The sequence below is a fragment of the Microvirga sesbaniae genome (assembly GCF_025460805.1).
GTDB classification, from domain to species: Bacteria; Pseudomonadota; Alphaproteobacteria; order Rhizobiales; family Beijerinckiaceae; genus Microvirga; species Microvirga sesbaniae.
On sequence record NZ_JAMXFJ010000002.1, the window covers coordinates 200,359 to 220,253 of the forward strand.

At 65.9% G+C, this 19,895-nt stretch carries 12 protein-coding genes; 3 read left to right on the forward strand and 9 right to left on the reverse strand.

What is annotated here, in order from left to right; genetic code table 11:
• From ureC to glgA, 9 genes are all read right to left on the reverse strand, one after another.
• Window positions 1–1,728 carry an urease subunit alpha gene (gene ureC, locus OCW50_RS03620; protein ID WP_262269532.1) on the reverse strand — a complete coding sequence of 576 codons (1,728 nt, stop codon included), beginning with the start codon at window positions 1,726–1,728 and terminating at the stop codon, window positions 1–3.
• On the reverse strand, window positions 1,728–2,348 hold the full coding sequence (locus OCW50_RS03625; protein WP_262296477.1) for an urease subunit gamma: 621 nt from the start codon (window positions 2,346–2,348) through the stop codon (window positions 1,728–1,730). Before OCW50_RS03625 ends, ureC begins: the two co-directional genes overlap by 1 nt.
• Window positions 2,349–2,357: 9 nt before the next feature.
• Window positions 2,358–3,212: an urease accessory protein UreD gene (locus OCW50_RS03630; RefSeq protein ID WP_262296478.1), complete on the reverse strand. Its 855-nt coding sequence runs from the start codon at window positions 3,210–3,212 to the stop codon at window positions 2,358–2,360.
• The gene (gene urtE / locus OCW50_RS03635) at window positions 3,187–3,882 is read right to left on the reverse strand and encodes an urea ABC transporter ATP-binding subunit UrtE (RefSeq protein ID WP_262269554.1); all 696 of its coding nucleotides are present in this window, start codon (window positions 3,880–3,882) and stop codon (window positions 3,187–3,189) included. Before urtE ends, OCW50_RS03630 begins: the two co-directional genes overlap by 26 nt.
• Window positions 3,883–3,884: 2 nt before the next feature.
• Entirely contained in the window at window positions 3,885–4,637 is a 753-nt protein-coding gene (gene urtD, locus OCW50_RS03640) for an urea ABC transporter ATP-binding protein UrtD (protein WP_262269529.1), read from the reverse strand.
• A gap of 3 nt (window positions 4,638–4,640) precedes the next feature.
• A complete protein-coding gene (gene urtC / locus OCW50_RS03645; RefSeq protein ID WP_262296479.1) occupies window positions 4,641–5,777 on the reverse strand; it encodes an urea ABC transporter permease subunit UrtC in 1,137 nt (378 codons plus the stop codon).
• A complete protein-coding gene (urtB, locus tag OCW50_RS03650; protein ID WP_373371299.1) occupies window positions 5,774–7,363 on the reverse strand; it encodes an urea ABC transporter permease subunit UrtB in 1,590 nt (529 codons plus the stop codon). Before urtB ends, urtC begins: the two co-directional genes overlap by 4 nt.
• 68 nt (window positions 7,364–7,431) lie before the next feature.
• Complete coding sequence (gene urtA / locus OCW50_RS03655; protein ID WP_262269552.1) at window positions 7,432–8,688, reverse strand: urea ABC transporter substrate-binding protein; 1,257 nt, start codon at window positions 8,686–8,688, stop codon at window positions 7,432–7,434.
• 312 nt (window positions 8,689–9,000) lie between these two features.
• Window positions 9,001–10,527 (reverse strand): glycogen synthase GlgA, encoded by a 1,527-nt coding sequence (gene glgA / locus OCW50_RS03660; RefSeq protein ID WP_262269527.1) that lies wholly within the window; start codon window positions 10,525–10,527, stop codon window positions 9,001–9,003.
• Between the two features lie 256 nt (window positions 10,528–10,783).
• On the opposite strand from glgA, the gene treZ reads away from it, so the two are divergent.
• The 3 genes from treZ to glgB all read left to right on the forward strand — a co-directional run bounded on the left by treZ (window position 10,784) and on the right by glgB (window position 19,858).
• On the forward strand, window positions 10,784–12,604 hold the full coding sequence (treZ, locus tag OCW50_RS03665) for a malto-oligosyltrehalose trehalohydrolase (protein ID WP_262296480.1): 1,821 nt from the start codon (window positions 10,784–10,786) through the stop codon (window positions 12,602–12,604).
• On the forward strand, window positions 12,601–17,445 hold the full coding sequence (locus OCW50_RS03670; protein ID WP_262296481.1) for a malto-oligosyltrehalose synthase: 4,845 nt from the start codon (window positions 12,601–12,603) through the stop codon (window positions 17,443–17,445). Before treZ ends, OCW50_RS03670 begins: the two co-directional genes overlap by 4 nt.
• Window positions 17,446–17,611: 166 nt before the next feature.
• Window positions 17,612–19,858 (forward strand): 1,4-alpha-glucan branching protein GlgB, encoded by a 2,247-nt coding sequence (gene glgB, locus OCW50_RS03675; protein WP_262296482.1) that lies wholly within the window; start codon window positions 17,612–17,614, stop codon window positions 19,856–19,858.
• The last annotated feature ends 37 nt before the right edge of the window (window positions 19,859–19,895 follow it).

Here is a 19,895-nt window from a genome sequence, read left to right on the forward strand (position 1 = left end):
TCAGAACAGGAAGTATCGTTGAGCCATGGGAAGGATTGTCGCGGGTTCGCAGACGAGCAGCTCGCCATCGGCACGGACGTCGTAGGTTTCGGGATCGACCTCGATGACCGGGGTCGCATCGTTATGCACCATGTCCTTCTTGCCGATCCCGCCGCGGACGTTCTCGACCGCGACGAGCGGCTTCTGGACGCCGAGCTTTGCCGCGAGCCCGTTCTCCACCGCGGCCTTCGACACGAAGGTGAGCGATGTCGTGGCGAGCGCCCGGCCATAGGCGCCGAACATCGGCCGGTAATGGACCGGCTGCGGCGTCGGAATCGACGCGTTGGGGTCGCCCATCAGGGCGGCCGCGATGGCGCCGCCTTTGAGCACGAGATCGGGCTTCACGCCGAAGAAAGCCGGAGTCCAGACCACGAGATCGGCAAGCTTGCCGACCTCGACCGAACCGATGTGCCGGGACACGCCATGGGCAATGGCCGGGTTGATCGTGTATTTCGCCACGTAGCGCCGGGCGCGGAAATTGTCGTTGCCGCCGCTGTCGCCCGGCAGCGCACCGCGCTGGACCTTCATCTTGTGCGCGGTCTGCCACGTGCGGATGATCACCTCGCCAACGCGCCCCATGGCCTGGCTGTCGGACGACATCATCGAGAGCGCGCCGATGTCGTGCAGGATGTCTTCCGCGGCGATCGTCTCCTTGCGGATTCGGCTCTCCGCGAAGGCAAGATCCTCGGGGATCGACGGCGACAGGTGATGGCAGACCATGAGCATGTCGAGATGCTCGTCGATGGTGTTCACCGTATAGGGTCGCGTCGGGTTGGTGGAGGACGGCAGCACGTTGGGCAGGCCAGCCACCTTGATGATGTCCGGCGCATGCCCGCCGCCTGCGCCCTCCGTGTGGAAGGCATGGATCGTGCGGCCCTTGAAGGCCGCGATCGTGTCCTCGACGAAGCCGGATTCGTTGAGCGTGTCGGTGTGGATCATCACCTGCACGTCATAGGCGTCGGCCACCGACAGGCAGCAATCGATCGCCGCCGGTGTCGTGCCCCAGTCCTCGTGCAGCTTGAGCGCGCAGGCGCCGGCCTCGATCATCTCCTCCAGAGCATGGGGTTTCGAAGCATTGCCCTTGCCCGTGAAGGCGAGGTTCATGGGAAAGGCATCGGCGGCCTCGATCATGCGGGCGATGTGCCACGGCCCCGGCGTGCAGGTGGTGGCGAAGGTGCCGGTCGCAGGTCCCGTGCCGCCCCCGAGCATCGTGGTGATGCCCGACATGAGCGCCTCCTCGATCTGCTGCGGGCAGATGAAGTGGATGTGGGAGTCGAAGCCGCCGGCGGTGATGATCTTGCCCTCCCCGGCGATGATCTCCGTGCCCGGCCCGATGACGATGTCGACGTTGGGCTGCACGTCCGGATTGCCGGCCTTGCCGATGGCGGCGATCCGCCCGCCCGTGATGCCGATATCGGCTTTCACGATGCCCCAATGGTCGAGGATCACCGCATTGGTGATGACCGTATCGACGGCCCCATGGGCGCGGGCCGCCTGCGACTGCCCCATCCCGTCGCGGATGACCTTGCCGCCGCCGAACTTGACCTCCTCGCCATAGGTGGTGAAGTCCTTCTCCACCTCGATCACCAAGGCCGTGTCGGCGAGGCGGATGCGGTCTCCCGTGGTGGGACCGAACATGTCGGCATAACCGGACCTCGAGAGGGAAGCTGGCTTTCTCGCGTTCGACATCAGAGCGCTCCCATCACGGCCTGACGGAACCCGTGGACCTCGCGCCTCCCGGAGAGCGGAACGAGCGCCACCTCGCGCGTGGCGCCGGGCTCGAAGCGCACCGCCGTGCCGGGCACGATGTCGAGACGCATGCCGCGCGCCTTCTCCCGGTCGAACGATAGGGCCGGATTGGTTTCGAAGAAATGATAGTGGCTGCCGACCTGGATCGGCCGGTCCCCGGTATTGGCGACGGTGATCACGGTGCGCTCGGCGCCCTCGTTGAAGACGATCTCGCCATCCTGCGCGGTCACCTCGCCGGGCACCTCCTTCGAGGCTGCGCCCCGGATCGGGTGATGCACGGTCACGAGCTTGGTGCCATCCGGGAAGGTCGCCTCCACCTGCACGTCATGGATCATCTCGGCGACGCCTTCCATGACCTGATCGGCCGTGATCACGTGCGCGCCGGCCTCCATCAGCTCCGCGACGGAGCGCCCGTCACGCGCGCCCTCCACGACCGTGTCGGTGATGAGAGCGATGGCTTCCGGATGATTGAGCCTGACGCCGCGCTCCAGCCGGCGGCGGGCCACCATGGCCGCCATGGCGATCAGGAGCTTGTCTTTTTCACGGGGAGTGAGTTGCATGGTTCGACCCTAGCTGAGCCAGACGCGGGGCAATGGCTCGCCGCGGAAGGCGAGCAGAAACGGGACAGCGGCCCTGCGCAGCGAATCGCTGGTCATGGCGCAGAAGCGGACGACGAGCAGCCCGTTCCAGGCACTCGCCGCCGCCTCGCAGCCGCCGGTGGAGGAGAGGTGGTCGCGCACCTCGTCGAGCCGCGCCTCGGCGTCCGGCGCCACATGGATCATCGTTGCAAGGGCGCGGGCGCCCTTTGCGACGCTGGGCTTCCGGAGGCGGTCGGCGATTGGCCCGTCGAGGCGCAGCGTGTCGGCATAGACGAGGCGCCCTCCCCGCCGGATGCGCCAGCGATCCTCGAAGAGACCGTCCGTGACGTGCTCGTCGCGCGCCTCGCGCCCGAACACGACGGCCTCGAACAGGGTCAGGCGCGCATCCTCGGGCATGTCGGCCGCGAGGCTGCGGCGCAGGCGCGCCTGGTGGAACAGAATGGTTTCCTGCGGCAGCCAATCGAGCCGACCACCGGACCCCACCTTCAGATCGACGGACAGCTCCGCGACCGGCCCGTCCGAGCGGTAGACCTTCTCGGCGGCCGGCGTCGCCACGGTGACGACCGCGCCTGAGCGCGCCTCGACCGCGACGGAAAAATGATCCCCGCAGGCGATGCCTCCCGCCGTGTTGACGAGAACGGCATCGAGCCCGCGCCCCTCGCCCTTCGGGAGCCTGATCCTCATGGATCCGCTCTCCTCGATCCGCATGGGCCGCGTGCGGCCGCCCAGACCCGCCGCACTGAACGCAACCCGTCCGACGGCACGCTGACGCTGTTGAGAGACCGGCTGGGAACTGCCATCAAATGGCCAAGCGCTGACGTACATCGTCTCCCTCGAGCGCCGAGCGGTCGCCATCCTGCACGATCTCGCCGCGCTCCATCACCACGAACCGGTCGGCCAGGTCGCGCGCGAAGTCGAAATATTGCTCGACCAGGAGGATGGCCATATCCTTCCGTTCGCGCAAGTAGGCAATCGCCCGGCCGATATCCTTGATGATCGACGGCTGGATCCCCTCCGTCGGCTCGTCGAGCACGAGCAGGCGCGGACGGGTGACGAGCGCCCGCCCGATCGCGAGCTGCTGCTGCTGGCCGCCGGAGAGGTCGCCGCCCCGGCGGCCCAGCATGGACTTCAGGACCGGAAAGAGTTCGAAGACCTCGTCGGGAATCCGCTTCTCGCCGCGCCTGAGCGGCGCGAAGCCCGTCTCGAGGTTCTCCTTGACGGTCAGGAGCGGAAAGATCTCCCGGCCCTGCGGCACGTAGGCGATGCCGAGCGCCGCCCGCTCGAACGGCTTCAGGCGCGCGATGTCCCGGCCGTCGAACCGGATGCTGCCGCCGGCAATCGGCCGGTGCCCGGCGATGGCGCGCAGGAGCGACGTCTTGCCGACGCCGTTCCGGCCAAGCACGCAGGTGACCTCGCCGACGGACGCGGAGACGGACACACCGCGCAGCGCCTGCGCGGCGCCGTAATACAGGGAGAGGTTCTCCACAGACAGCATCGTCATCGCCCCAGATAGACCTCCACGACACGCTCGTTGGCGCTCACGGCGTCGAGCGTTCCCTCGGCCAGCACCGAGCCCTCGTGCAGGCACGTGACCTTCACGCCGAGATCGCGCACGAAGGTCATGTCGTGCTCGACCACGATGACCGCCTGGGTCCTGGCGATGTCGCGCAGGAGATCGGCCGTGTCGGCGGTCTCCTGATCCGTCATTCCCGCAGCGGGCTCGTCGATCAGGAGGAGCTTGGGCTGCTGCGCCAGCAGCATGCCGATCTCGAGCCACTGCTTCTGTCCATGCGACAATTCTCCGGCCTTGCGGCGGCGATGGGCGGTCAGGCGCACGCGCTCGAGCAACGCATCGATCCGCTCCCGCTCGCGGGCCGTGCGCCGCGACAGCAGGGTCGCCAAGGGAGAGCGGTTATCCTTGAGGGCGAGCAGAATGTTGTCCTCGACGCTGTGCATCTCGAAGACGGTCGGCGTCTGGAACTTGCGGCCGATGCCGAGCTCCGCGATGGCGGCCTCGTCGAGCGCGGTCAGGTCGTGGGAGCCCTCGAACAGGGCCGTGCCCTCGTTCGGGCGCGTCTTGCCGGTGATCACGTCCATCATCGTGGTCTTGCCGGCGCCGTTGGGGCCGATGATGGCCCGCATCTCCGCATGGTCGACGGCAAGCGACAGCGCATTCAGGGCACGAAACCCGTCGAAGGAAACGGACACGTTGTCGAGGTAGAGAAGAGCCGGGGTGACAGGTGCGCTCATGGGTTACTCCGCCGCCTGCGAGACCGGCTCGGACACCGGCCTCGGCTTCAGCCGCTGCCCGGCCTGGGCATAAAGATCCTTGGCGGCGCCGAGTATGCCGCGGGGCATCAGGAGCGTGACGAAGACGAAGAGGCCGCCGAGCGCGAAGAGCCAGAACTCCGGCAGCACGCCCGTGAACCAGGTCTTGCCGGCATTGACCAGGAGAGCGCCGAGGATCGGGCCGGCGAGGGTGCCGCGGCCGCCCACGGCCACCCAGATGACGACCTCGATCGAATTGGCCGGCGCGAACTCGCTCGGGTTGATGATGCCGACCTGCGGCACATAGAGCGCGCCCGCGACGCCCGCCAGCATGGCCGAAAGGGTGAAGACGGCGAGCTTGTAGTGCTCGACCCGGTAGCCGAGGAAGCGGGTACGGCTCTCCGCGTCGCGAACGGCCACCAGAACCTTGCCGAACTTCGAGTTCACCACCCAGCGGCAGATGAGGTACCCGCCGGCGAGCGCTGCAACCGAGAGCACGAACAGGACGACACGCGTCGAAGCGGCCTGGATGGGGAAGCCGAGAATATCCTTGAAGTCGGTCAGCCCATTGTTGCCGCCGAAGCCCATGTCGTTGCGAAAGAACGCGAGCATCAGGGCGAAGGTCATCGCCTGGGTGATGATGGACAGGTAGACGCCCGTCACCCGCGAGCGGAAGGCGAACCAGCCGAACACGAAGGCGAGGATGCCCGGCACGACGAGCACCATGAGAGCCGCGAAGGGGAACCAATCGAAGCCCTGCCAGAACCAGGGCAACTCCTTCCAGTTCAGGAACACCATGAAATCGGGCAGGACCGGATCCGCATAGACGCCGCGCGGCCCGATCTGGCGCATGAGATACATCCCCATGGCATAGCCGCCGAGGGCGAAGAATGCGCCGTGTCCCAGAGAGAGGATGCCGCAGAAGCCCCAGATCAGATCGACCGAGAGGGCGAGCAGCGCGAAGCACACGTACTTGCCGAGCAGCGGCACGAGGTGATCCGACAGGTGGAACGGGGATCCCGGCGCTACTGCGCCGTTCAGCACCGGCACCAGCACGGCGGCTGCGGCCAGCAGGAGGAGGACGATGATGCTCTGACGATCGAGCACGGATTGCGTTGTCATGCTTCGACCGCCCTGCCTTTCAGCGCGAAGAGCCCGCGGGGACGCCTCTGGATGAACAGAATGATCGCAACGAGCAGCACGATCTTGCCGAGCACCGCGCCCGCATAGGGCTCGAGCAGCTTGTTGGCGATGCCGAGCGTCATGGCGCCGACCAGCGTGCCCCAGAGATTGCCGACGCCGCCGAACACGACCACCATGAAACTGTCGATGATGTAGCCCTGCCCGAGATTGGGGCTCACATTGTCGATCTGCGAGAGCGCCACGCCGGCGATCCCGGCCACGCCGGATCCGAGGCCGAAGGCGAGCGCGTCGATGCGGTTCGTCCGGATCCCCATGGAGCCCGCCATACGCCGGTTCTGGGTGACGGCCCGGACATAGAGGCCGAGCGACGTGTAGCGCAGGACGAGCAGCAGGGTGGCGAAGACCGCAAAGGCGAAGATCACGATGGCGACGCGGTTATAGGTGAGGCTCAGGCCCCCGATCTCCAGCGCGCCGCTCATCCAGGCGGGCGTTCCGACCTCCCGGTTGGTGGGGCCGAAGATCGTGCGCACCCCCTGCTGCAGGATGAGCGAGATGCCCCAGGTGGCGAGCAGCGTCTCGAGCGCCCGCCCGTAGAGGAAGCGGATGACCGTGCGCTCGATGAGGATGCCGATCAGACCGGCCACGAGGAACGCGAGCGGCAGCGCGATGAAGAGCGATACGCCGAAGAGGCCGGGCGCGTGGGTGCGGATCGCCTCCTGGACCAGGAAGGTCGTGTAAGCGCCGATCATGACCATCTCGCCATGGGCCATGTTGATGACCCCCATGGTGCCGAAGGTGATGGACAGGCCGATGGCCGCGAGCAGCAGAACGGACCCGAGGGAGATCCCGTACCAGACATTCTGCACGGCGTTCCAGAGCGCCAGCCGCGAGCGGATCCCCTCGGCCGCCTTGATGGCGGCCTCCGACACCCCCGCGGGTGTTCCCTCAGGAAGGGAGGAGAGAAGCGCCAGAGCGTCCTGATCGCCGCGGGCGCGGAGGGTTTCCACGGCGGCGAGCTTATCGGACGACGAGGCATCCGGCTTTGCCAGGAGGACGGCCGCGCGGGCGCTCTCGAGAGCTCCCTTCACGGCCGCGTCGCTCTCCTGCCCGATGGCCTTCTCGAGGGTCGGCAGTGCGGCCGCATCGCGCGAGCGGAACACAGCGCGGGCTGCGTCGAGGCGTATTCCGGCATCGGGGCTGAGCAGGGTCATGCTGCCGAGCGCGGCTTCGACGGCGCGGCGGACGCGGTTATTGACGCGCACGGGCTTGGCGCCTACGGGGGCCTCCATGGATCGCCCGGTCGCCGCCTCCACGAATTGACCTGCCGCATCGCGAATATAGACCTGCCCGGCGCCAACCATCAGCCGCCCGTCGCGCAGGGCTTCGACGAGGTTCAGCGCCTGCGCGTGACCGCTCCCGGCAACGGCGCCGATGGCGGCCTCCGTGTCGGCGTAGCTGTCGGCCGCGAACTTTGGCAATGCGTCTTCATAGGGTCCCGCCACGACGGCGGACACCATTCCGATCAGCAGAACGAAGGCCTGCAGAAGGCGGCGCAAGCTGGTCATGCAATCTTCTTCGAACGGAGGACAAGGCGAGGACGGCCGCAACGGCCGCCCTCGTTTTCGTCAGGCGGTCAGGCGCCGCACTTCTTCGTGACGGTGTTGTAGTTGCCGCACTTCAGGTCCTTCCAGTCGGCAATCAGGTCCTTCGAGCCGTCGAGATACTTGGACCAGGCGTCGCCCGGCACGAGCGCGTCGGTCTGCGACACGGTCTCGAACTGCCCGTCCTCCTTGATCTCGCCGATCAGCACCGGCTTGGTGATGTGGTGGTTCGGGAGCATCTTGGACGTGCCGCCCGTGAGGTTCGGGACCTCGACGCCGACGATCGCGTCGATCACCTTGTCAGGATCGGTGCTGCCGGCCTTCTCCACTGCCTTGACCCACATGTTGAAGCCGATCACGTGCGCTTCCATCGGGTCGTTGGTGACGCGCTTGTCGTTCTTGGTGAACGCCTTCCATTTCTCGATGAAGGCCTTGTTCTCCGGCGTATCGACCGACTGGAAGTAGTTCCAGGCCGCCAGGTGGCCGACGAGCGGCTTCGTGTCGATGCCGGCGAGTTCCTCCTCGCCGACCGAGAAGGCCACGACCGGAATGTCGGTCGCCTTCACGCCCTGGTTGGCGAGTTCCTTGTAGAACGGCACGTTGGCATCGCCGTTGATCGTGGAGACCACGGCGGTCTTCTTGCCGGCCGAGCCGAACTTCTTGATGTCCGCCACGATGGTCTGCCAGTCGGAATGGCCGAACGGCGTGTAGTTGATCATGATGTCCTCAGCCTTCACGCCTTTGGACTTCAGATAGGATTCGAGAATCTTGTTGGTCGTGCGTGGATAGACGTAGTCGGTTCCGGCGAGTACCCAGCGCTCGACCTTCTCTTCCTTGGCCAGGTAGTCGACTGCGGGAATCGCCTGCTGGTTCGGCGCAGCACCCGTATAGAACACGTTGCGCTCGCTCTCCTCGCCTTCGTACTGCACCGGGTAGAAGAGGATGCTGTTGAGCTCCTTGAACACCGGCAGCACGGACTTGCGCGACACGGATGTCCAGCATCCGAACACCGCCGAGACCTTGTTCTGGCTGATCAATTCGCGCGCCTTCTCGGCGAAGAGCGGCCAGTTGGAGGCCGGATCGACCACGACGGCCTCGAGCTTCTTGCCGAGCAGACCGCCCTTCTTGTTCTGCTCCTCGATGAGCATCAGCATGACGTCCTTCAGCGTCGTCTCGCTGATCGCCATCGTGCCGGACAGGGAATGCAGGACACCGACCTTGATGGTCTCCTGCGCCTGCGCCGTTCCCATCACGGCGCCGGAAACCAGCGCGGCAGAGGCCAGCGCCATGAGGTGTCTGCGGGTCACATTCAACATCGACATAGGTCCTCTCCCTTGGCTGCCCTGTTTCAGGTGCAGCAGCGGGACCTAACGCAAGAACCATGCCAGCAACGATCTCCTCCGGCGGCGCAGAGTGTCGGAGCCTCCGGACGAAGGACGCGGGAAAACCGCGCATGCTTGCTTTGCCCGAAAAAGCGGCACAGGCTTAAGAATAAGGCTGCAACATCATGACATGGATGACCGCCGAATGGTCGTGTTGAACGAAAAATGGGCTGAACGCGGGTTCAGCCCATTCTCTCAGCGATCCATGTGCGGCTAGGGTCACGCAAGCGCCGCCTGACGTGCCCGTTCGTAGACCTCCTGATACCGCGATGCGGAGCGGTCCCAACCATGCGGCCGCTTCATGGCAGCGCGGCGCATGGCGGTCAGGCGTGGACGCGAGCGGAACGCCTCGAGCCCGCGCTTGATCGCATCCTTGAAGCGGTTCAGCGACGGCTCGCCGAAGAGGAAACCGTTGACGCCATCCTCGATGGTATCGGCAAGGCCGCCGGTCTTATGAGCGATCGGCAGCGAGCCGAAGCGCTGCGCGTACATCTGGCTGAGACCGCAGGGCTCGAACCGCGACGGCATGAGCAGGAAGTCGCTGCCCGCATACATGCGCCGCGCGTCTCCCTCGTCATAGCCGATCTTGACGCCGACCGAGCCGGGATGGCGGTTCGCGAGCGCCTTAAGCTCGGCCTCGAAGCGCGGCTCGCCCTGGCCGATGACGGCGATCTGGCCGCCCTGCGACACGATGGTCTCGGCCGCCGAGATGGCAAGATCAACGCCCTTCTGGTGGACCAGACGGGAGACGACCGCAAAGAGCGGCCCGCTCGACAGGGCGAGTCCGAAATTCTCGCGCACGTTGTTGGCGTTGGCGCGCTTGCCCCGGCAGTTCTCGGCCGAGAACGGGCTGACGAGATAGGGATCGGTGCTCGGATCCCAGCTCGCGTCGATGCCGTTGATGATGCCGTCCAGCCTTCCCTGCTCCGCACAAGTCCGCAGCAGCCCGTCGAGACCGCACCCGAATTCCGGCCGGGTGATCTCGTGGGCATAGGTGGAGCTGACCGTCGTGATGTGGGACGAGTAATAGATGCCCGCCTTCAGGAAGGACAGCTTCCCGTAGAACTCGACGCCGTTGATCTGGAAGGCCGCGTCGGGAATGCCGAGATGAGACAGCCGGTTGCGGTCGAAGATGCCCTGATAGGCCAGGTTGTGAATAGTCAGGATCGTCGGGATGTGCTGCCCGCGCCAGGCGAGATAGGCCGATGCGAGTCCCGACGGCCAGTCATTGAGGTGGAGAAGATCGGCGCGCCACAGATGGTCGCCATTGCCGCAGGCGATATCCGCGGCCGCAAGGCCGAGCCGCGCGAAACGGATGTCGTTGTCGCTCCAGTCCGCACCGAAGCCGTCCACGTAAGGCGAGCCGTCACGATCGTAGAGCTCGGGGCAGAGCAGAACGTAAACGGTCAAGCCGTCCTGCGTCGTGCCGCGCCCCAGGCCGCAGGCGGGAATGCCGTAGGAGGCCGGCAGCCGCGCGATTTCCTCGACATGGCCGATCGCCGCCAGAACCTGACGATAGCCCGGGATCAGGATGCGCACGTCGTAGTGATGACGGAGCGCGCGCGGCAAGGCGGCCGACACTTCACCGAGACCGCCTGCCTTGATGTAATCGGCGATTTCGGATGTCACGAAAAGAATGGACTGACGGCGTTTGACCGAAATCGACGGCTGGACGCCGCCCTGCAATTCGGCATGCGCCACCGTCGGGTAAGCCCCACGGGCTTCCAGTTGAAATGATTCCAGCATGTTCGCTCAGGCGGCGCGATCCCCAGCGACCCCCCGCGCCACAGGCAGTCGCGCTGTCTAACTCTCGCACCTGCGAAATGGTTCCGAAGAAATTTCAGAAAATTTCTGGCTAGCCCGATCGGACGGATTTCCCATTCGCTTACTGCATAGCTTGGGGTGCCTGGATGCGAGCTTGGCCGTTTTTTTGCCGGCCCCTGGAACATTGCCTTATCATGCTCGTTCGCAAGTGCTTTCCTCGATGTTTTCCGGAGATCAGATGCGGCGTGTTCACTCCATGCCCTTCGGGGCTGAGATAACCCCCGATGGCGTTCGCTTTGCCCTGTGGGCGCCAACGGCCGGCGATGTGCGTCTCGTTCTCGACGGGTCCGAATTGCCGCTGAGCGCGGACCGGGACGGCTGGTACCGCGTCATATCGCCGGAGGCTCGCCCGGGGAGCCGCTACGGATACAAGATCGACGGCAAGCTCACCGTTCCTGACCCCGCATCCCGCTTTCAGCCCGACGACGTCCACGGGCTCAGCCTCGTCGTCGACCCGCTATCCTTCGAATGGTCGGATTCCGCGTGGACAGGCCGACCCTGGGAGGAAACCGTCCTCTACGAGGTCCATGTGGGCACCGCCACGCCCGAGGGCACCTATGCGGGCCTGATGGCCAAGCTCGAGGGTCTGCGCGACCTCGGCGTGACGGCGATCGAGCTCATGCCGATCGGCGAGTTCCCCGGCCGGCGCAACTGGGGCTATGACGGGGTCCTGCCTTATGCTCCGGACGCGGCCTATGGCAGCCCTGAGGACCTGAAGCGCCTCGTGGAGCGGGCACATGAGCTCGGCCTGATGGTGTTCCTCGACGTGGTCTACAACCATTTCGGGCCGTCCGGGAACTATCTCCACGCCTATGCGAAGACGTTCTTCACCGAACGGCATCCGACCCCCTGGGGCGCCGGCATCAACGTGGACGGCGAAGGCAGCTCCGTGGTTCGCGACTTCTTCTTCCACAACGCGCTCTACTGGCTCGAGGAATTCCACATCGACGGCCTGCGATTCGATGCGGTCCACGCCATTACCGACGATGGGGATCCGCACTTCATCGAGGAGCTGGCGAACCGCATCCGCCGGGCGGTGCCCGGCCGCCATGTCCATCTCGTGCTCGAGAACGAGGCCAACCAGGCGCGCTGGCTCGGCCGAGACGACGAGCTCAGGCCGAGGCTTCACACGGCGCAGTGGGCGGACGACATCCACAATTCCTGGCATGCCCTCCTGACCGGCGAGAACGAGGGATACTACGAGGATTACGCGAACAGGCCGCTCCAGCATCTCGGCCGTGCGCTGGCGGAAGGCTTCGCCTATCAGGGCGATCCCTCGCCTCACAAGGATGGCGTCGTTCGTGGCGAGAAATCGGGCCATCTGCCGCCGAGCGCCTTCGTGGCGTTCCTGCAGAACCACGACCAGGTCGGCAACCGGGCCTTCGGCGAGCGCCTGTCGCACCTGATCCCGCCGGATCGGCTCGCCCTGGCGCAAGGCATCTTCCTTCTCTCGCCTCAGATTCCGCTGCTCTTCATGGGCGAGGAATGGGGAGCCTCGACGCCGTTCCAGTTCTTCGTCGATTTCGAAAGCGAGCCCGATCTGGCAAAGGCCGTCCGGGACGGGCGGCGGGGCGAGTTCAAGCGCTTCAAGGCCTTCACCGATCCGGAGATGTCTCAGAAAATCCCCGATCCCACGGACCGGAGGACCTTCGAGCAATCCCGGATCGACTGGTCGGAGACGGGCCGGTCACCGCACCGGGAGGTTCTGTCCCAGACCCGTCATCTCCTCGATCTGAGGCGGACGGAGATCGTTCCGCTGCTCAAGAGCGAATATGGCGGCTCGGACTACAAGCTGTCGCCGGACAAGACGCTCGACGTGACCTGGACCTTCGCCGGCGGATCCCTTCGCCTTCTCGCGAATTTCGGCGATGCGCCCGTGAGCGGGACCTTCGAGAACGGGGCGCGCGTGCTCTGGTCCAGTCCGGGTGTCGACCCGGTCGGCACGAACCTGCGACTTCCCCCTTGGTCCGGCATCATCCTGAAAGGACAATCGGCATGAGCAAGCTGGACGCTCTCGTGGAGCGCATGGCCGCCCTTGTCGGTATCTCGCCCGACTACACCGACGCGTTCGGCCAGAGCGTCGAGACGAGCCCGTCGACCCGGCAGGCGCTCCTCGCCGCGCTGGGCCTCGACGTTTCGTCCGAGGCAGGCGCACAGGAGAGCCTGGCCCGGCTGGAACGTTTGAAGCGCGGGCCGGTCCCGGCCGTGGTCACGGTCGATGCGGACAAGGCCGCGACCCTCGCGTTCCGCGCCGCGCCCGGGCCCCTGTCCTGGATCCTGATCGAGGAGGACGGCGCGGTCCATGAAGGGCGGCTTGCCAGGACTGACGCTGCCGTCGACATTCCCGCCCTGCCGATGGGCTACCATCGCTTCCGGCTGGGCGACAGGGAGACGACGATCATCGCGGCCCCGTCCCGATGCTTCGAGCCCGAGGCCCTTCAAGGAGAAGCCCGGCTCTGGGGCGCGGCCGCCCAGATCTATTCCCTGCGCTCGGAGCGGGATTTCGGCATCGGCGACTATGCCGACGTGGCCCTGTTGTCCGAGACTGTCGGCCGCCTCGGCGGGGCGTTCCTCGGCTTGAGCCCCGTTCACGCGCTCTTCGCCTCGGATCGCTCGAAGATTTCGCCCTATTCCCCATCCTCGCGCCTGTTCCTCGAATCCCTCTATGTCGACCCGACCGCCGTGGAGGGCTTCGTCGAGAGCGGCGCCCAGGGACTGCTGGAAGCTCCCGACCTTCAGGAGCGGCTTGCCCGGCTCAGGCGCGCTCAGCTGATCGACTATGCCGACGTCTGGGCGGTCAAGCGTCCGCTGCTTGAGGCCCTGTGGGCGCATCATCGGACATCGGGCGACCATCTCGCCTTCGAGGCCTTCCGGCGCGCAGGCGGCGAGGCCCTGGAGGCGCACGCCACCTTCGAGGCGCTGTCGGAACATTTCCGGGATCAGGGGCGGTTCTGGATCGGCGATTGGCCGGAGGAATACCGCTCGGTCCATTCCGTGGCGGTCCGCCGTTTCCGCCTGGACCACCCGGACCGGGTGGCGTTCCATGCCTGGCTGCAATGGGTGGCCGACCTCCAGCTCGCGCAGGCGGCCGAGCGGGCCCATGAAGCGGGGCTGCCCATCGGCCTTTACCGGGATCTCGCCGTGGGCGCCGACGGAGGCGGATCCGAGATCTGGGCCGCGCCGGAGCGCTATGCCCCGAAACTCTCCATCGGAGCGCCGCCGGATCCGCTCGGCCCTCAGGGCCAGGATTGGGGTCTGCCGCCCTTCAACCCGCTGACCCTGGAGGAGCAGGGGCTGGCCGCCTTCCGCGATCTCGTGGCGGCCAACATGCGCCATGCGGGCGCAATCCGGATCGACCACGCGTTTCAGCTTCAGCGGCTGTTTCTCATCCCTTCGGGAGCTTCCGCGTCTCAGGGCGCCTATGTGGATTACCCGTTCGAGGCGATGCTCGCGATCCTGCGCGTGGAGAGCCACCGCGCCCAGTGCCTGGTGATCGCCGAGGATCTCGGCACGGCTCCGGAAGGCTTCTCCGACGCCATCATGGAATCGGGCGTCCTGAGCTACCGGGTGCTGCCCTTCGAACGGGAGGGAGCGGCCTTCAAGGGGCCGGGCGATTATCCCCGCTCGGCGCTCGCCGTCCTCACCACCCACGACCTGCCGACCTTTGCCGGCTGGTGGCGTGGCCTCGACATCGACCTGCGTCAGACGCTGGGCATCTTCGAGCCGGCGCAGGCGGCCGACGAGCGCCTCGCGCGGGCAGCCGACAAGCGGCACCTCGCCGAGGCCCTCGCCCAGGAGGGTCTCCTTGCGTCTGCGCAGGTTCCGGAGACGCCGCCCCTCGAAGAAACAATCCGTTATCTCGGCCGCACGTCGTCGGTATTGACGGGCCTGCAGATCGAGGACGCTTCGGGCGAGATGAACCAGCCCAACATGCCGGGCATGGATGTGGGCCACCCCAACTGGCGCCGGCGCCTGTCGAACACGATCGAGTCCATCGGCGCGCCCGGCGGCCTTATGCCCCGGCTCGCCGTCGCCCTGTGCGAGGAAGGGCGGGACGTCCGTTCCCGTCGAAACGCCCTTGCCTCGCCGCCGCCGCGGGCAACCTACCGCCTGCAGTTCCACAAGGACTTCACCTTCGACGACGCGGTGAAGATCGTGCCCTATCTGGCCGATCTCGGCATCAGCCACGTCTATTCCTCGCCGATCCAGACCGCAGCCCCGGGATCCACCCACGGATATGACATCGTCGACCATTCGACGATCAACCCGGAACTCGGCGGCGAGGCCGGGTTCCGCCGCCTCTCCGATGCTCTCAAGAAGCACGGCCTCAAGCTCGTCCTCGACATCGTGCCCAACCACATGGGTGTCGGCGGGAAGGACAACGGCTGGTGGCTCTCGGTGCTGGAATGGGGCCGGCTCTCGCCCGTGGCCCGGGCCTTCGACATCGACTGGGAGCGGCCAGGCGCCGACGGCAAGCTCATTGTTCCGTCCCTGGGCGGGCTCTACGGCGAGGTTCTGGAGAAGGGCGAACTGCAGCTGAAGTTCGATGCGGCGCAAGGCTCCTTCAGCGTCTGGCACTGGGAGCACCGCTTTCCGATCTGCCCCACGGCCTATCCGGCCTTTCTCGACCGCGCGCTGGCCATCCTCGACGATCCGGCGAAGGCGGGAGAGTTGCGTCGCATCACGGAGCGCCTGCGGGCGCTGGAGGATGGCGCATCACGCGGTGGCCAAGCCGACCTGCCGGATCAAGGAGAACGGCTGAAGCGCGACCTCGCGCAAGCAGTCGGCACCTCCCCCGGACTGAAGAAGGCCATCGAGAGCGCCGTTGCAGCCCTCAACGGCGTTTCCGGGCACCCTGCGAGTTTCAACGCCCTGCATCGCCTGCTCGAAGCACAGGCCTACCGCCTCTCCTACTGGCGGGTGGCATCGAGCGACATCAACTACCGCCGCTTCTTCGACATCAACACCCTGGCCGGCATCCGCGTCGAGATCCCGGAAATCTTTGAGAAGACGCATGAGCTCATCCTCCGTCTCGTCAATGAGGGCCTCGTCGACGGTCTGCGGATCGACCATATCGACGGCCTCGCCGATCCGGAGGGCTATGCCTGCGCGCTCCAGCGGAAGGTGGGACCAGGCTTCTACGTGGCGGTCGAGAAGATCCTGGAGCCCGGCGAGGAGCTCCGCCCCTGGCCGGTGGCCGGAACGTCGGGTTACGACGTGCTCAACGTGATCGACGGCGTGCTGGTGAATGCGCGGGCGGGTGACCGGTTCGAAAGCCTCTATCGGCGAGCTTCGGAACTTCAGGGCTCCTATGACGACCTGCTGAAACTCGCCAAGGTCGAGATCACCGAGAAAAACTTCGCCAGCGAGCTGGAGGTTCTCGTCTCCGACATCAAGGCGATTGCGGACGCCGACCGGCGCACGCGGGACTATACGGCCTTCTCCCTCCGCCGGGCCCTGATCGAGATCATCGCGGCCTTCCCGGTCTACCGCAGCTATCTCCGCGACGGGGACCCGGCAGCCGCAGACATCGCATTGATCGGCGAGACCATCCTGGCGGCCCAGGAGGCCAGCACCCTGGCGGATCGCAGCGTCCACGCCTTCATCGCCTCCGCCCTCCTCGGCAAGGCGGTGGCGGATCCGGCCGATATCCGGCGATTCCGGCGGCGGTTCCAGCAGCTGACCGGTCCCGTCATGGCCAAGAGCCTGGAAGACACTTTGTTCTACCGCTATGGCCGCCTGATCGCCCTCAATGAAGTCGGCGGCGACCCGGGTCATTTCGGCCTCTCTCCCGACGCCTTCCACCGGGCGAATGCGGACCGCGCCCGCGACTGGCCCCACGCCATGATCGCCACCGCGACCCATGACACGAAGCGCGGCGAGGATGCGCGGGCGCGTCTTCTCGCCCTGTCCGAGATGCCCGAGGAATGGGAGCGGGCTCTCGATCTCTGGCGCGAGGCTGCTGCCCCTCACCTGTCGCAGACGGATGGAGCGACCGCGCCCGACGCGAACGACCAGGTGATCCTGCTTCAGGCCCTGCTCGGCGCATGGCCCCTGGAGCTCCTTGAGAAGCCCGACAGCGAGCCGCTTGCGGCGTTTCGGGAACGTATGGAGGAATACCTCACCAAAGCTCTTCGGGAGGCCAAGCGGCATACGAGCTGGGTGGCTCCGAACGACGCGTATGAAGGGGCGGCCCGCAGGCTCCTCCATGCCGCGCTCGATCCCGCCGCACCCATCCTCGATCGCCTGCGGCCTTTGGGCCGGCGCCTCGCCGTTCTCGGCATGCTGAACGGTCTGTCGCGGACCATCCTGAAGATGACGCTGCCGGGCGTACCCGACATCTATCAGGGGACCGAGTTCTGGGATTTCTCGCTCGTGGATCCGGACAACCGCCGCCCGGTGGACTACGAATCCCGCAGGGCGGCGCTCGCCGCGAACGAGCCCTTGTCGACGCTTCTGAAAACCTGGCCGGACGGGCGGATCAAGCAGCATGTCCTGATGAGGCTGCTTCACGATCGTGCCAAATCTCCCACACTCTACGCCGAGGGCGGCTACCAGCCCCTGTCGACCGAGGGCGAGCAGGACTCTCGCCTCATCGCGTTCGTCAGACAGCAGGGCGAGGCGGCCCTGGTGGTCGTCGTGCCCCGCCTCTGGAGCGAGGTGTTGCGCACGGAAAGCCCGGTCGTCGATCCATCCGTCTGGGGCAACGCGGCAATTTCTCTGCCTCACGGACGGTGGCGCAACATTCTCACAGGAGACGATAGTCTTATCGACGGCGATCGGCAGCAGATTGCGTCGCTCATGTCCTCCGTTCCCTTCCTCGTCCTGAAGCGTGAGTGAGGCGGGCGCGGCGCATTAACAAAGATAGCCGCAACCTCGGCGAGAGGACCCCGATGGTTCTGGTCCAAGCCTTGGCGTGCTCCATAATGAGATCTCTCAGCGAATTGCCATGGGACGAGGCCGCTCGTCGGCGGCCACGGGACAGCATATGAAGGGGAACAGCCGAATGGATCAGCACCGCCGTGGATCGCAGAGCGCGCCGACGCGCCCGGCCGAGCCGCCATCGGTTGCGGAGATCGTCAATTCGGGCGATCCTTTCTCGGTTCTCGGCCCACACGAGATTTCTCCGGGCCGGTGGGAAATCCGAGCCATCGTGCCGGATGTCGAGGCCGTGTCGGTTGTGGGCCAGGACGGACAGACCGTTCTCGGCACCATGGAGCGGATGCCGCCGGACGGTCTCCTCGTCGCGTCCTTCAGCGCCTCCGAACGGCCCGACTATCGGCTGCGGATCGAGAAGCAGGGCAACACCGAGATCCGGCACGATCCCTACAGTTTCGGCACCTTCCTGTCGCATGACGACCTCATGGACGTCGGCAATCCGGCGAGCGATGCCGTCTACACGAAGCTGGGCGCGCATTTCCTCGATCTCGGCGGCATCCAGGGCTTCCTCTTCACCGTCTGGGCCCCCAACGCCCGCCGGGTCAGCGTCGTGGGCGATTTCAATGCATGGGATGGGCGCTGCCATCCCATGCGCCGCCGCCATGAGGGCGGAATCTGGGAATTGTTCATTCCGGACGTAAGGCCGGATCAGCGCTACAAGTTCGAGATCATCGGCCTGCACGGCAATCTTCTCGCGCTCAAGGCCGACCCCATCGCGTTTGCCGCGGAGCATCCGCCCGCGACGGCATCCATTCTCAGACACGCACCGACCTTCGACTGGCAGGACGCCGCATGGATGACCGCGCGGTCCGCGCAGAACCACCGCAAGGCCGCGATGTCGATCTACGAGTGTCATCTCGGCTCCTGGGCCCGCGTTCCTGAGGAAGGCAATCGCTATCTCACCTATCGCGAATTGGCCGTGCGCCTCATCCCCTACGTGAAAAATCTCGGTTTCACGCATATCGAGCTTCTGCCGATCACCGAGTATCCCTTCGACGGCTCATGGGGCTACCAGACCATTTCGCTTTACGCGCCCACGAGCCGCTTCGGCACGCCGGAGGACTTTGCAGCGTTCGTGGAGGCGGCGCACGCAGCCGGGATCGGCGTCATTCTCGACTGGGTTCCGGCGCATTTCCCGAACGATCCGCATGGATTGTCCTATTTCGACGGAACACATCTCTACGAACATGCCGACCCCCGGCTGGGATTTCACCAGGACTGGGGCACCTACATCTACAATTTCGAACGCCGGGAGGTGATGAGCTTCCTCGTGGCGAACGCCCGCTTCTGGCTGGAGCGCTACCATCTCGACGGGTTGCGGGTCGACGCGGTCGCGTCGATGCTCTATCTCGACTATTCGCGCAAGCCCGGCGAGTGGATCCCGAACCGCTACGGCGGCAACGAGAATCTCGGCGCCATCGACTTCATCCGCAAGATGAACGAGGTGGCCTACGCCACCTCGCCGGGCGCGATCACCATAGCGGAGGAATCCACCGCCTGGCCGGGCGTTTCACAGCCGACCTACACGGGAGGCCTCGGCTTCGGATTCAAATGGAACATGGGCTGGATGCACGACACCCTCCGCTACATCAGCAAGGACCCCGTCTTCCGCCAATACCACCATCACGACCTCACCTTCGGCCTGCTCTACGCCTTCTCGGAGAACTTCATCCTGCCGCTGAGCCACGATGAAGTCGTCCATGGCAAGGGGTCGCTCATCAGCAAGATGCCGGGCGACCGCTGGCAGAAATTCGCCAATCTGCGCGCCTATTTCGGCTTCATGTGGGGGCACCCCGGCAAGAAGCTCCTGTTCATGGGAGGCGAGTTCGCCCAGGAGCGGGAGTGGAACCACGACGAGAGCCTCGACTGGCATCTCCTTGGTGACTCCTCCCACAAAGGCATGCAGACGCTCATCGGAGATCTGAACCGCGCCTACCGGGCCATTCCCGCCTTGCACGAGCGCGATTGCGAGGCGAAGGGATTCGAGTGGCTCGTGGCGGATGACCGCGACAACAGCGTCATCGCCTGGGCGCGGCGCGGGGACGACGAGAACTCGCTTGCCGTCGTGGTGTCGAACTTCACGCCCGTTCCTCGCGAAGCCTATCGCATCGGCGTCCCTCTGCCGGGCTTCTATCGCGAGGCGGTCAACACGGATGCTGCCCAGTACGGCGGCGCCAATGTGGGCAATCTCGGCGGGGTGGTGGCCGGCGACACGCCGAGCCACGGCCAGCCCTGCTCCCTGACCCTCACGATTCCACCCCTGGCGACGCTCATTCTCGTCCTCGACCAGGATGGATCGGGTGCGAACATATAGTTCCGCTTGCGTGGGACTTAACTCAAGCCTCGCGCGT